At 50.2% G+C, this 13,010-nt stretch carries 15 protein-coding genes; all 15 read right to left on the bottom strand.

The window, feature by feature from the left end; translation table 11 throughout:
• Positions 1–98: 98 nt before the first annotated feature.
• Positions 99–815 (bottom strand): glycosyltransferase, encoded by a 717-nt coding sequence (locus tag ACR8BL_RS22610; protein ID WP_434749628.1) that lies wholly within the window; start codon positions 813–815, stop codon positions 99–101.
• Positions 812–1,753: an NAD-dependent epimerase/dehydratase family protein gene (locus ACR8BL_RS22605; protein ID WP_434749627.1), complete on the bottom strand. Its 942-nt coding sequence runs from the start codon at positions 1,751–1,753 to the stop codon at positions 812–814. The genes ACR8BL_RS22610 and ACR8BL_RS22605 overlap by 4 nt, the downstream gene beginning before the upstream one ends.
• Positions 1,735–2,562 (bottom strand): dTDP-4-dehydrorhamnose reductase family protein, encoded by an 828-nt coding sequence (locus ACR8BL_RS22600; RefSeq protein WP_434749626.1) that lies wholly within the window; start codon positions 2,560–2,562, stop codon positions 1,735–1,737. Before ACR8BL_RS22600 ends, ACR8BL_RS22605 begins: the two co-directional genes overlap by 19 nt.
• On the bottom strand, positions 2,559–3,545 hold the full coding sequence (locus tag ACR8BL_RS22595; RefSeq protein ID WP_434749625.1) for a polysaccharide biosynthesis protein: 987 nt from the start codon (positions 3,543–3,545) through the stop codon (positions 2,559–2,561). Before ACR8BL_RS22595 ends, ACR8BL_RS22600 begins: the two co-directional genes overlap by 4 nt.
• Entirely contained in the window at positions 3,538–4,629 is a 1,092-nt protein-coding gene (gene wecB / locus ACR8BL_RS22590) for a non-hydrolyzing UDP-N-acetylglucosamine 2-epimerase (RefSeq protein ID WP_434753213.1), read from the bottom strand. The genes ACR8BL_RS22595 and wecB overlap by 8 nt, the downstream gene beginning before the upstream one ends.
• 41 nt (positions 4,630–4,670) lie before the next feature.
• On the bottom strand, positions 4,671–6,299 hold the full coding sequence (locus tag ACR8BL_RS22585; protein WP_434756442.1) for a glycosyltransferase family 4 protein: 1,629 nt from the start codon (positions 6,297–6,299) through the stop codon (positions 4,671–4,673).
• A gap of 78 nt (positions 6,300–6,377) precedes the next feature.
• Positions 6,378–7,520: a CgeB family protein gene (locus ACR8BL_RS22580; protein WP_434749623.1), complete on the bottom strand. Its 1,143-nt coding sequence runs from the start codon at positions 7,518–7,520 to the stop codon at positions 6,378–6,380.
• A gap of 63 nt (positions 7,521–7,583) precedes the next feature.
• Positions 7,584–8,669: a CgeB family protein gene (locus tag ACR8BL_RS22575; protein WP_434749622.1), complete on the bottom strand. Its 1,086-nt coding sequence runs from the start codon at positions 8,667–8,669 to the stop codon at positions 7,584–7,586.
• A 270-nt stretch (positions 8,670–8,939) separates the two neighbouring features.
• On the bottom strand, positions 8,940–9,278 hold the full coding sequence (locus ACR8BL_RS22570) for a hypothetical protein (protein WP_434749621.1): 339 nt from the start codon (positions 9,276–9,278) through the stop codon (positions 8,940–8,942).
• Between the two features lies 1 nt (position 9,279).
• Positions 9,280–9,579: a hypothetical protein gene (locus ACR8BL_RS22565; RefSeq protein WP_434749620.1), complete on the bottom strand. Its 300-nt coding sequence runs from the start codon at positions 9,577–9,579 to the stop codon at positions 9,280–9,282.
• Complete coding sequence (locus ACR8BL_RS22560) at positions 9,576–9,917, bottom strand: restriction endonuclease subunit S (protein WP_434749619.1); 342 nt, start codon at positions 9,915–9,917, stop codon at positions 9,576–9,578. The genes ACR8BL_RS22565 and ACR8BL_RS22560 overlap by 4 nt, the downstream gene beginning before the upstream one ends.
• A 23-nt stretch (positions 9,918–9,940) precedes the next feature.
• On the bottom strand, positions 9,941–10,228 hold the full coding sequence (locus ACR8BL_RS22555; protein WP_434749618.1) for a nucleoside-diphosphate sugar epimerase: 288 nt from the start codon (positions 10,226–10,228) through the stop codon (positions 9,941–9,943).
• 376 nt (positions 10,229–10,604) lie between these two features.
• On the bottom strand, positions 10,605–10,937 hold the full coding sequence (locus ACR8BL_RS22550) for a hypothetical protein (RefSeq protein ID WP_434749617.1): 333 nt from the start codon (positions 10,935–10,937) through the stop codon (positions 10,605–10,607).
• Between the two features lie 336 nt (positions 10,938–11,273).
• The gene (gene modB / locus ACR8BL_RS22545; protein ID WP_434749616.1) at positions 11,274–11,963 is read right to left on the bottom strand and encodes a molybdate ABC transporter permease subunit; all 690 of its coding nucleotides are present in this window, start codon (positions 11,961–11,963) and stop codon (positions 11,274–11,276) included.
• The gene (gene modA, locus ACR8BL_RS22540; RefSeq protein ID WP_434749615.1) at positions 11,960–12,841 is read right to left on the bottom strand and encodes a molybdate ABC transporter substrate-binding protein; all 882 of its coding nucleotides are present in this window, start codon (positions 12,839–12,841) and stop codon (positions 11,960–11,962) included. The genes modB and modA overlap by 4 nt, the downstream gene beginning before the upstream one ends.
• Between the last annotated feature and the right edge of the window lie 169 nt (positions 12,842–13,010).

Here is a 13,010-nt window from a genome sequence, read left to right as displayed (position 1 = left end):
ATACATCTGGTTACTTATCCCTTTATCCCCCTTGTAAAAGGCTACGCCAAACAGGCCGCTATTCAGCACGCAGCGCGGCTTAATAACGGCCCCATTCGCTACCCGCCAAGCGCAGCAATACGTTGCAGCAACGGTTCGCGGTACCTGGACCAGACCATGGCTGCTTCTCTGCCGATCACGTCCGCATGACGTACCGAGCCCATCCCCCCATGCCAGCGATACGCCGTAAGCGGCTCATTCAGGTACGGGAAGCGATGACCATTAAGCAGTATTCGCAGCCAGAGATCCAGATCATGTGTATAAGGCAATAGCTCATCAAACAACCCCACGCCGCTAAACAGATCCTTACGAATCATGACCGTGCATCCATTGACCGGATTACCACCATTAAACCGGCGCAGACAATCCAGTTCGGACATCGGCTCTGGCCCGCCATGCATTTTGGTAACCGCCGAATGTTCATTGATATAATGAAAATTCGTATGGGACACCAGCACATTTTCACGTTGCATGAATTCAAGCTGGTACCGAATTTTGTCAGGGTAAAAGAAATCATCTGAACTCAGCCAGGCCACATAATCACCCGAGGCATGCCGAATACCATGATTCAGTGCGGAAGCAGTTCCCCCGTTGCTTTTGCCAAGTACGTTAATATGCGGCAGATAAGGCTGGAGCAGCTCCGCATGCCTTGTGGAGCCGTCGTTGACGACAATGATCTCCACCTCAGGATAGGTTTGATCCAGCGCACTCTGGATCGCCATCGGCACGTATGGGCAATTGTAGAACGGAATCACAATGGATACTCGCGGAATCATCCTGTCGTCCTCCCTTGCTGGGCACGAACATCACTCAAAATATCCCGGAGTGAAGCCTCAAACGGGATCTGCGGCTGCCAGCCCAGCTTGCGCAGTTCCGACACTTCCTCCTGCTCCCCTGCTCCATCCGGCCCGGATGAAGCGCCATCCCAGCGGATCGGTACGTCTGCTTCTGTCATGGACAATAGCAGATCGGCGATCTCACCCAAGCTACGCTCCACCCCGGACACCACCGGATACACTGTACCGCTTGTGCCATGCAGTAGTAAGGCCGCATACGCCCGGACCGCATCCCGTACATCCAGAAAATCACGTGTGTTATCCCGCCCGGACAGGCGGAACGCTTCCGTTTTACCCGCCTGCTCACAGGTAGCTACATGACGGGCGAGTAGAGAGCAGATGCCTGTGGATGGCCCGGCTCCGATCAGATTCCCCGGTTCGGCCAGCATAATCTGCTGACCGAATAGAGACATCCACGACAGGGACACCATCTCTTCCAGCGCTTTACTCAAGCTGTAAGGATGAGGCGGCTGAGGGATACGTCCAGGCTCCGGGGTATATTTTAGCCTTGATCCCACAATTACGGTGCGAGCCTCTGGACAACTACGTAATGCGTCCAGCAGATATAACACTGCCATGACGTTGGTTTCAAGCACGAGCAGCGGATCGGCCCATGAATCTGGCACCGAGTTTTTGCCAGCAAGATGTAATACGTAGTCTGGCTGAATCTGCTTAATCATGTCGCGGACTTGATGTTTATTATTCAGATCACAGACATATACACCTACGTTTTCACCAAAGGAATATGCATCCGGTCTCCGGACGACCGCTGCAACCTTCGCTCCGATGCTTTGAAAATAAGTTACAGCATGTCGCCCGGTAAAACCGGAGGCGCCTGTAATCAGTACTTTTTTACCCGTCAGCTCTGCTCCATCCATAATGCCAGCTCCTTCAGCATAGTTGAATAGTCCGGCAGGTCTGTCTTCACATCCTCACGGGTGGATACCAGCGTGCGATCCTGCACCATGCTATCATCCGGTACAATCTTCACATCCTGCTTGTTCCAGACCTGCTGGAATAGCACAAGCAGATCATGTTTGCTGACCGGCGCGGGATGAGCAAGATGGATCAGGCCACTGACTGGAGAATCCAGATAGTGGTCTACCCATTTGGCAAGCTCTAGTGTGGTTACGCCATTCCAGAAGACACGCGTGTACCCGCCGACCTCACCTGTGCTGGACATAAACCACTGCATTAGACCAATACCACCCTGCCGGATTTCAGGCCCAATAATGGACGTCCGAATGGTCAGATGTCCTTCATCCTGTACTTCACCCAGTGCCTTTGTAATCGCATAGGAGGATGTACCGTCTGTCACATCATCCTCCCGGTATGCCCCACGATCCCCGCTGAACACACAATCTGTGCTGATGTGGATCAGACGTGCACCGATGGAATCGGCCATCCGCCGCAGACGATGCGGCAGAAAACCGTTGATATGGTAAGCGCCAATTTTATCCTCATCTGCCAAGCTGTTCAGCACACCAACTGCATTAATGATGACGTCCGGGTGCACCGCTTCTACAAGCCTGTCGACCATGAAACTGTCATTCACATCCAGGATCAAACCATTCGGGTCAGTCACGTCCCGGGTGGTATAGAAGACGCTGTGCACACCTTGACGGCGGAAATAGTTGACCAGAATATGGCCGGCCATTCCGTTCCCCCCAAGAATCAGCAGCTTCATGACAGAAACCCTCCGCGCTTCAGAATCTCACGAATTTCCTCTTTCGTCATCAGCTGATGTTCGGAACTAAAGCTGCTATAAGGCACAGGTGGGCAGTTAGTATAATGCTCCCGCAACCCTGGAATGCCGAGAGTAGGCAAAATCACCAGATACTGTTCGTCGTAGACAACGGTAGTCATGCTCTCGAATTCACTCATCAGTATTTCATGGATTTTCTCGCCCGGACGAACACCACGTTCCACAATCGCTACGTTTTCCACACCGGAATCCTCAATCAGCACTTCGGCAAGATCAACAATCTTGCACGTTGGCATCGTCATGACAAAGATCTCTCCGCCAACACTTTCCACCGAAGCTTTGAACAACAATGTAATTGCATCCTTCAGCGTAAGGAAAAACCGGGTCATGCCCATATCCGTAATGGATACCTGACCTTTTTGGCGAATCTGGTTTTTGAACAGATGCACAACACTGCCGTTGGTGCCGAGCACATTGCCGCCCCGTACCGTGACAAACTTGGTATCACTGTGCAGCAGGTTCGCATAAACAATCAATTTTTCGCCGATTGCCTTGGTCATTCCGTAAAAGTTTGACGGATTGGCCGCTTTGTCGGTCGAAATATAAATGACTTTCTTCACTTTATTTTCAATCGCCGCTTCAATAACATTCTGTGTGCCGATCACGTTTGTTTTGAGTGCTTCATATGGCTGGTCTTCACATACCGGTACATGCTTGAGTGCAGCCAGATGGAAAACATAGTCCACATGCTGGCAAGCTGTCGTCAAGGCGTCCTTGTCACGAATATCGCCAATGCGGAAATGAAGGCGCGAGTCTTCGAAATCACGGCTCATAGCTACCTGGCTGGACTCGTTGCGGGAGTACACAATAATTTCTTTTGGCTGCCGGGGCAACAGTTGAGCGACAAGCTCATACCCCCATGATCCCGTACCGCCAGTCACGAGTATACGCTTATTTTCAAACATGGATTTTCCCTCCAAGCAGAAATTTGACCACTTTACTGGATACATCTGTTGCCTTGTAACCTTGCGGACAATCCCAATCATTCGGCAGCTTTGTCATCACGCTCACACAATCCGCAATTCGAGCCGCATCCAGGCCGGAGACCACATTACTGCCGCAGTCCACCGTTTCCGGACGTTCTGTCGTACGGCGCATCGTTACGGTGGGCACCCCCATGATGCAACACTCTTCTTGAACCGTTCCGCTGTCTGTGAGTGCACAGTGTGCATGCCGTTCCAGCATGACAAAGTCGAAAAATCCAAACGGCTCATGGAATTCCACCAGCGGATGCATCTCCAATTGAAGATGCTCAGCAATCCGAATCGCCGTCCGCGGATGAATGCTACAGATCACACGTTGCCCATGCTCCTCTGCAACCTGATTCAGCCCTTTCATGATCTCCAGCAGATGAGGGGGATGATCCACGTTTTCAGCCCGATGAGCGGTGACGAGAAAATAGTGTCCGGGCTTCAGTTTGAGCTTTTTCAAAATTTTGCTGGCATTGACCTGTGCGCTGTAATGTTCCATCACCTCGTAGATCGGGTTGCCCGTAAGCACAATACGGCGGCTGGGCACACCTTCACTGACGAGATGTTTCTTGCTCTGTTCGGTGTACGGCATATTAATGGTGGAGATCGCATCAATAACGCGGCGGTTTTTTTCCTCCGGCACATCCAGATCGAAGCAGCGATTCCCCGCCTCCATATGAATAACAGGAATGCCCATACGTTCAGCAAGAACGGCACACAAAGCACTGTTCGTGTCTCCGAGCAAGAGCACCTTGTCAGGCTTCTCCTGCAGGATCAAGTATTCCATCTGTGTAAACATGGAGGACAGTTGTCGCCCCAATGAGGCGGCTTCATCCTGAAGAACGTAATCCGGGGCACGCAGACCCATTTCCTTGAAAAAAAGACCGCTGAGACTCTCTGTGAAGTTCTGTCCCGTGTGTACCAGAATATGTTTGGACGCGTACTGGTCCAGCTTGGAAATGATCAGGCTGAGCCGAATAATCTCAGGTCTCGTGCCCAGCACCGTCATGATCTTCATCGTCATCCCTGCCTCCTAACTTATATTAAAAACCGTCTCTCTTATCGTGTATTGGAACCTTTGCGTACCGTCCGGCTGCGTCTCTTGCTCCTGGAGGAGCGCCTGCGGGTAGACAATTTGGACAACTTCGTGGCAGATGCATGCCGGCTTTTCACTTTACGAGCCGTACGGCTCTTCTTCCCGGTTCGGAGCGTCCGTTTCAGCTCTTTGAGCTTGCGGCGAGAAGTAGGAGCTCCTCTCTTGCGGCGACGTTTTCTCCCACGGATTTTCGGTTCATTCCGTTGATGTTCCTCGCGGGGTTTCCCGGCTCCCTCACCCTGCTGTGTCACGGTTACTGGCGGCAACGAAGAGCGGGGAAGGAGCTGTATAACGCTCTCTGGAAATAACAATGTCCGTATAAGAGCTGGATCAGGAACCAGTACTGTACGCAGCCCGCCTTCTCCCCATGTCATGACGGGACCGCTCGGTGGCTGGATATAGGTGAACCATCCGGGAAAACGCAATAACCACTGTGTGACCATCGTATGCAACTTCACTCGGTAGGTTTCGATTCCGTACAGCTTTTCCGCTTCTGTCCGGTTACGCCATCCGGTATCGGAAGCAAGCTCCGAATCATTCAGCAGCGTCATCGCCAGTGTAACGAGTCCCTCACTATCCCCTGGTGGAGCCAGAAATGCACCGCTGCCTACCGATTCCATCAATTCACTGAGACCGCCTTGGTCAAAAGCGATGACTGGTTTGGCAAAGTACAGCCCCTCCAGCGCAGTCATGCCAAATCCCTCTTTTACCATGCTGGGGATGACCACGATATCCATCGCGGAGTAGGCCAGAGATATATTTTCCTCAAACGGGGTAAAAATGAAGCGCCTTGCATACCCGGATCGTTTCACTCGGTACACACATTCGTCGTAATACTTTTTGTCCGACGGTGTGCCAATGATCCAGAAGCGGCAGCGCGGATGGGTCTCACACAGTTTTAGTGCCATATCTACAAAGGGTTTCAAACCTTTAGCATCATATATGAAGGAAGAAATATAACCGATACAGGTATGCGAAGATTTGAATCCAAGCTCCGTGCGTTTGCGTTCACGCAGATGAAGCCAGCGATCCGGTGCAGGCAGGGAAGGCTCCCATGTCGGGGGAATAATGGTCACCCTGTCACTCATGCCTGCCTCTTTGAACGGTAACGCTGCCGTCTCGGAAATCCCGATAATCCAGTCCGCATACCGGCCAATCATCTGGATCGCTTCGGCTGTGTGTTCATTCGTCTGAATAATCTCGGTAATTTTCCAGATGACCGGAATTCCCAGTGATTTTGCTGCCACAGCAGGCATCACATTCACGCAAGTATTCGTTAGAATCATATCGGGCTCGTGACTTCGAATCAGCCAAAGCGCATCCTGAAATGCCGGGGTATGCCGCAGATGTTCTGCATCTTGCGCAATTCCCTGATAAGGGGTATACACACCGTGAAGCATCGGCAAATTACAGATGTGAACCTGGATGCCAAATCTTCGTGCAAGTCCGGTGAGTTTCCCTTCCTGCGGCGCTACAAGCACACATTCAAAGATCGTACCAATCTCTCTCATGAAATGAAGCAGAAGTTTCTCCGCCCCTGTAATACTCCGGGTATTGCACACATGGGAAAACAGCATCAGTTTTGGTTTCATTGCCATGGCCGCACACGGACCCCGTATACAACAGACATGCTGATACAGGGTACTGTGCACACCTCCTCCTGGCCGAGATTAAGGGAATATAATGCTTAACAATGCATTGATTCTTCTGCCATACGTGTGATCTTTCAACGTCCGTTCAAGTCCTCGCAGGGCAATCTCGCGCCGTTCCTTCTCATGTGCGAGGTAATATTCTACCTTCTCAAGCATCTCCTGCGGTGAAGAATAGGTTTCGATCTCTACCCCTGGTTTATAGAAACGGGCCAGGTCGTCGCGTGCATCGGTCAGCTGCAGTGTTGTGCTCGCTGCAATTTCAAATGTTCTCGGATTCGGTGAGGCTGGCGAAATTTTGATCTGGTTATTGTTGACTGAATCGTCCTCATGGGAGCGATGCAGATTGATCACGATTTTGGTGCCGTTGTACACGTCATTCGTTTCTTGAGGACTCATCCAGCGGCCAAGCTCGATTTTCTCACCATAGGCTGTATAGTCAGGCAGACGATCCCACCAGATGCCGTTAAAAACGGTATTGTGCGACATAAGCTGCGGCATGATTGGATTAAAGAAGTACACGCGGTTCCAGTATGCCGAGCCGATAAAGCTGACATCCCGTTTAAGCGGGGAAGGGGTTGTGATTGGGAAGTAGTGATTGGTGAAGGCGGCAAAAGGCATATAATGCACGGACGCACAGCCATGCTGGCGATAGAGTTCTACACAATTCAGTTCCAATGTGAATACATGGTCATAATGCTTCACAATTTCCAGAGTCATGTCGGTATAATACGGATCATCTGTAAGCCAGATTGCCGTCTGAATTCCCACTTGACGGATGGCATCGATGTGTTCAACGGGGATATCCATGCCGTCTAGCACAAGCACCAGATCAGGACGTGTTTCCAGCGCAACCTGCGATACTGGCTGGCGCGGATCGGACAGAGTCACCTGAGCAACCATGCCCTGTAGCGTGGCCATAATCGCTTCATCCAGCGGAGAGTATGGGAATCCCTTACCCGAAGAAACATATAGCACGTGAAGTTGCCGGAAAGGCAGCGGCTCTTGGGCGCAATTCACAATATAGTTGGCGCGACCACGCAGATACCCTTCTTCTTTACCTGCATCAAATCCGGCCTGCTGCCCGTTTTTACGAGCCTGATCTGCCAGGTTGACTACAGGTGGTTGATGAACCTTTCTGGTTTTACGGTGTTTGAAAGACATACCGCCACTCCTTTATATTTGGGATAACGTGCTTACTGAAGCTGCCCTTCCACATAAGGGAAACTACAGATGTCCTAACAACTCGGTAATGCGGCGGTTAAACGTATGACGATTCATGGTAGTGAGCAGACCTCGCCAAGCGATTGCACGACGTTCATCTTCATGATGCAGATAATATTGGATCTTGCGCTGCAACTCTGCCGCTGTGCTAAATGTCTCGATGTCATACCCTGGCTGATAATAACGGGGCAGATCTCCGCGAGTATCGGTAATCTGCATCGTGCCGCACGCACCGATCTCATATGTGCGCGGATTGATCGAATTTCCCAACAGTTGATGGGTGTTGCGATTATCCTCACCGTTCTCACAGGTTCGGTGTACATTAATGACGATTTTGGCGCCATTGTAATAATCGACCGTTGCACCCGGGTCGATCCACCCTTCGTGAATGAACTGTCCCAGTACATCGAGCCGTGCCAGACGATTCCACTGGCTTCCGGCAATGAATACCTTTTTGTCTGCAAGGTACGGAGCGAGCTGATTGAACAGATCAATCCGGTTCCAGAACCCTGTACCAATAAAGCAGATATCGTACTGATACTGAGGCTCTGTGCGGCGTGGATGAAACATGCCGGGATTTACAGCAAGCGGCATGTAGATTACACACTGCGCTCCTTTTTCTTTGTAGAAGGGCACGGCTGCCTCTTCATGGGTAAACACGATGTCGTAATGCTGACAGATGATCGCAGTATCCTCTGTGAAATAGGGATCATCAACAAACCATACCGCCGTCCGAATCGCCAGTTCACGTATTCCCCTCACCTGCTCCAGATGATTCTCGGGAAACACATGCAGACCGTTCATGACCAAAACAACATCAGGCCGGTGCTGACCGGCTTCCTGCAACATCGCTGCTGGCGATCCAACAACGCATTCTCGAACCGACTGCTGCAGTGCCAGAATGACACCTTGATCAATGGCATCGAATCCTTGCGGGATATACAGCACCTTCATATCCCGCAGTGTCGGTTCAAACTTCTGTACCCGCTCCATGATGGCTTGACAGCCGCCAAACCTGCGGCCTTCTGCATATCCGCCGCGGTAGGCCGCCTCCGCTTCAGTCAGCGGGCGGTGTCTTCGTTTTGCCACATTTCTTCACCCTGTCTTCCTTCAAGGAGATCTTAATCCTGACTCTCCACGAGATTGGTCTTCCCTCTAAAGGATATGCCTCGGGGTCAGATGCATCATGGACGGGTGTCCTGCCGGGCTCAAAATTGGCGTCTGCCCTCCATATTCGCCTGCACGGGCATGTCCGCTCCTGTGGTCAATGCAAATAGCCCGGAGGGAACTGTCCCTCCGGGCTATAACTTCTATCTGTATGTTAGTCCTTTACGGCTGTGTCTTGAACGGCTGTATCTACTACTGCGCTTTGTACGCCAGTTGGTGTCCGTCCTCGAATCCCTTGGCGAAACCTGTGTTGAATCCCTCGTTGTACGCCTCGTTGTACCCCTGGCTGTACGCGCTGTCCGGGTTTGGATCGGTAGGGGTAACCGGGACGACAGGTCGCACGAGTTTCTTGTTCCGGTGCCTCTGCACCGTACGTTTCTTTTTTTTCAGCCACGCACTACGTCCTTTGCCTGTGCGTTTGTGAACAACACGCTTGGACTTCAGCGCACGCAGCTTGCGGATTTTACGCAAGCGGGCACCCCGAGCTAATAATGCACGTTTGGATTTCAGCCTGGTCTTCTTTTTTAACATATCAGCATTCCTCCTGTAAATTCCCGGCAGTATGAATGATACATCCGGGGTCTTTGATCCAAGGCAGACCTGGCTCCCCATGACGAATTCGGGTCAGCCTGATCCCCGTGACCATACGAGACATTTCTTCCTGATATCGACTAAGCAGACGTATGTTCTCCGCGAGACTGCGGGCGGATACTTCCGAATGAGAAGATACACTGGCTACACTGTCCAGAATGCGGGCGAGCGCCTGCTGGCTATGGGCAATGGATTCGATGAGCGCCAGTTTGACCTCCTGCTCACGCTGCAACAGACTCATTTTCCCATATCCCCGAGATCCATTCCGCCAAACATGCCCCCATCCATTCCGCCGCTATCTTCGCTGTCACTCTGAACCATCACGGCTTTAAGGTTGTTACATAGTCCCGTCTCCATACGAGTTAGCCCTTCCAGCAGCTCCACCAGTTGCTCATGCATTTTTAGGGGCTCCCCTACCTGGTCACCATGGGTCAAAAAGCTGTCCCCATTCAGATGATTCAGCGTCCAGTTCCGTACCTTTTCCGCCTCAATGGCTTTGGCCTCTAAAATTAACGCAATATTCCACTGCATCTTGGCTGCAGCATCCAGCATCAGAATGAGGCTTTGTTCTCTACTCATGTTTCATCACCCGCCTTCCGGGCTTATTCTTCCTCTTGTATCGCGATCTCCCGCATAACCTGGGTCAGCGTCTCGGCCACAGCTTCTTCCAGGTCAGCAAGCCCGCCCAGGTAGGAGATGATGCTTTTGTTAATCTGTCCCGAGCTGTCCAGTAAACCTTCTATCCCATCCAGTTCCGGCTCGTTATCCGGCAAATGGTGGATGATCTCCGACATACGTACAGCAACCTGACGTTTGGCATCCAATACCCGTGCAATCTGCTGGTGGGAATGTGCGATATGGGTAATGATCTCATCGATTTTGCTCTGCATGGTGCTCCTCCTTTCGGTTAAAGGCCTGCTTCACCCATAGAAAAACCCGGCCTATCAGCACTTGCCTGCTACAGCATATGCCGGGCCGGGAGCGTCAGTTACTCCAGCTTGCGCCTATATCGTTAAATTATATCGTTCCTGTGTATCATTCAATTGCATAGCTCCAATCCAAAGAGCAACGGCTGAGGAATTGCCAGGGGTGAATGTCTATTCATAAGCAAAAAAGCCACTCTCCTGTGTTGCACTGGAGAGTGGCCTTGTTCTTGGATGTGTTCCTAGTTGGATGTGGCATTAGAATGTTGAGTTTGATGATCTATCCTGAAGTCTGTTAAAGCAGAATGTTGGATGTTGTATCCGTGTTGTTTCAACAATTCTTCTACCTGCGACTCGCCCACTTGATTTTCCGAGCTACTTCGACCCGCTGTAATTGCAAAACGCCAACACGTTCTTCAAACTTCTTGCGTTCATCCAGAGAGTGAGCGGCATGGATTTGATGACACAGACCTGTCAATTTGCTATTGATATAATCAAATCTCATCCATAATTCTTCTTCAGGAGTATGTTGCTGCTCCGTTGCCGTTTGAAATATTTTGAGTTGCTGGATAAGGGACTGGCGCCATTCCTGATCTTGAATTTGGATAGCAAAATGCAAAAGATCCAGATAATCGTCGATTTGCAACGTTATGTCGCAATCAAGTTTAGTCTTCATCGTCGTCTCTCCTTATTTCAATGCTTGGCTGGAATCAGTTACCTCCTATTTTACAGGAACAAGCCCCCGGAAAGCGAGTACTGAACGACATAATTTTGGAAAAAAATTTGTTTTTTTTCGCCGAAAAGGGCTTTACTTTTCCGTTATGATCATTTTCAATCCTCCTCAGGACATATGTCATCCGATTCATAATAAAAACCCGCTATCCGAGAATAAATTCTCCAAGCGGGTTTCACATGCTTTTGCCGATTATTGCAAGATATTGCAGATTATTTGCAAGTTATTCGATTCTGTTACGACCGTTACGTCGCTCCACTATATTAGATTAGATTTGAACTAAAAGGATGCTTTGCTGTCGCGCTGCTGCCTCGTCATCAGTAACATAAGGAAAGAGATGATGATGATCGATATCGTCCAGGCCCAGGCCATCGTCTGATTTCCTGAATCCACAGCGACATAAATGGCCGTTGGCACCGTCTGAGTTTTGCCAGGAATGTTGCCTGCAATCATCAGTGTTGCACCAAATTCCCCTAGCGCGCGGGCAAATCCCAGAATAAATGCTGTCATCAACGCTCTGCCTGCAAGTGGTAACGTAATGTAGCGGAACACCTGCCATTCACCTGCTCCGATTGACCGGCCCGCATCCTCCAGATCTCGATCCACCCCGTTAAAACCGGATTTCATCGTTTGATACACGAGTGGAAAGGCTACCACAACAGAAGCAATGACCGCTGCCCACCACGAAAAAATGACAGGAGCCGAAAAGATCGCCTCAATCCAGCGTCCGAGCAGGCTCCTGCGTCCCAAAATAACCAGAAGCAGAAATCCGACCACCGTTGGAGGCAGCACAAGTGGAAGCATGAGGATCGTCTCCAGAAAAACTTTACCGCGAAATGAAGTACGCGACATTTTCCAGGCAACCGCCACACCCACTACAACCGCTACAATACTGGATAACAGTGCCACCTGAAGGGACAATCGTACCGGGGGCCAGAATAGAGACCAATCTATCGCGTTAACATTCATTTCGGTATGGAGAAGCCGTATTTCGCAAAAATTTCTAATACTTCAGGTGTTTGCAGATAAGTATAAAATTGTTCAGCTTCAGTGCGATGTTTCGTGCCTTCAATGATGCCTAGCGGATAATTGGCAGGTGTGTAGCTGGTTTTGTCTACTTCAAATGCAATTTTCACCTGTTTGGAAGTAAGTGCATCTGTTTTGTACACGAATCCGGCATCTGCATTGCCTGTTTCTACATATTGAAGCACTTGTCTGACGTCTTTGCCTTGAACAAACTTGTTCTCAAGCTGATCCCACAGCTTCGCATTGGTCAAAGCCTCCTTCGCATAAGTACCTGCAGGTACGCTTTCGGGAATACCAATCGCTACCGTTTTGATGGCGTCGCTTGTCAGATCCTTCTCACTGGTCACTGTACTTGTCCCATCTGCAGGTACAATAGCTACCAGTGAATTTTGCAGCAGGTTCTTCTGGTCGTTTGATGCAATCAGATTCTCATCAACTAATGCCTTCATATTTTTCGCAGACGCAGATACAAAAAGATCAGCCGGTGCCCCCTGCTCGATCTGTTGCTGCAATGCTCCCGAGGCCCCGAAGTTAAAGCTCAGGGTGATATTGGGATTGGCTTGTTCAAAGTTCGTCTGGATCTCCTTCATTGCATCGGTCAGACTTGCTGCAGCGGATATCGTCAGCTCAACTAGTTCCTGTGGCTCTGTCGTTGCTGGCGTTGTATTCTCACCGGATGCCGCTGGTGCAGAGGCTGCTGGCTGATTTGCAGAAGATGCCGCATCTTGCTTATTCGCTTCTGTGTTTCCACCACAACCAGCCAGCACAAGCGCCAGCCCCAGTGACATGCTTCCAAGTACATATCCGATTCTTTTATTCATTGGTTCTCCCCCAAATTTCATGTTTATCATTATGTTTAGTTATAAATAGATATAATTGATTATAACTAATTATACACAGAACAAATAAAATAGAAAGGTGATATTAATCACAATTCAGGTTCAACACATCATGACAGCTTTTTCACTGTGCGTTCTCAGGTTTATGCGT

The organism is Paenibacillus amylolyticus (assembly GCF_051136285.1).
GTDB classification, from domain to species: domain Bacteria; phylum Bacillota; class Bacilli; order Paenibacillales; family Paenibacillaceae; genus Paenibacillus; species Paenibacillus amylolyticus_F.
The sequence above is the reverse complement of the archived record's forward strand: the minus strand, read 5'-3'. Positions and strand labels throughout refer to the sequence as shown.

Bases quoted from the DNA above. Each gene is read 5' to 3' on its own strand.
- wecB (WP_434753213.1), bottom strand. From the start codon at position 4,629: ATGAAGATCATGACGGTGCTGGGCACGAGACCTGAGATTATTCGGCTC.
- ACR8BL_RS22555 (WP_434749618.1), bottom strand. From the start codon at position 10,228: ATGCAGAGCAAAATCGATGAGATCATTACCCATATCGCACATTCCCAC.
- ACR8BL_RS22580 (WP_434749623.1), bottom strand. From the start codon at position 7,520: ATGTCTTTCAAACACCGTAAAACCAGAAAGGTTCATCAACCACCTGTA.
- ACR8BL_RS22560 (WP_434749619.1), bottom strand. From the start codon at position 9,917: ATGAGTAGAGAACAAAGCCTCATTCTGATGCTGGATGCTGCAGCCAAG.
- modB (WP_434749616.1), bottom strand. From the start codon at position 11,963: ATGAATGTTAACGCGATAGATTGGTCTCTATTCTGGCCCCCGGTACGA.
- ACR8BL_RS22565 (WP_434749620.1), bottom strand. From the start codon at position 9,579: ATGAGTCTGTTGCAGCGTGAGCAGGAGGTCAAACTGGCGCTCATCGAA.
- ACR8BL_RS22550 (WP_434749617.1), bottom strand. From the start codon at position 10,937: ATGAAGACTAAACTTGATTGCGACATAACGTTGCAAATCGACGATTAT.
- ACR8BL_RS22600 (WP_434749626.1), bottom strand. From the start codon at position 2,562: ATGAAGCTGCTGATTCTTGGGGGGAACGGAATGGCCGGCCATATTCTG.
- ACR8BL_RS22595 (WP_434749625.1), bottom strand. From the start codon at position 3,545: ATGTTTGAAAATAAGCGTATACTCGTGACTGGCGGTACGGGATCATGG.
- ACR8BL_RS22570 (WP_434749621.1), bottom strand. From the start codon at position 9,278: ATGTTAAAAAAGAAGACCAGGCTGAAATCCAAACGTGCATTATTAGCT.
- ACR8BL_RS22585 (WP_434756442.1), bottom strand. From the start codon at position 6,299: ATGAAACCAAAACTGATGCTGTTTTCCCATGTGTGCAATACCCGGAGT.
- ACR8BL_RS22605 (WP_434749627.1), bottom strand. From the start codon at position 1,753: ATGGATGGAGCAGAGCTGACGGGTAAAAAAGTACTGATTACAGGCGCC.
- ACR8BL_RS22610 (WP_434749628.1), bottom strand. From the start codon at position 815: ATGATTCCGCGAGTATCCATTGTGATTCCGTTCTACAATTGCCCATAC.
- modA (WP_434749615.1), bottom strand. From the start codon at position 12,841: ATGAATAAAAGAATCGGATATGTACTTGGAAGCATGTCACTGGGGCTG.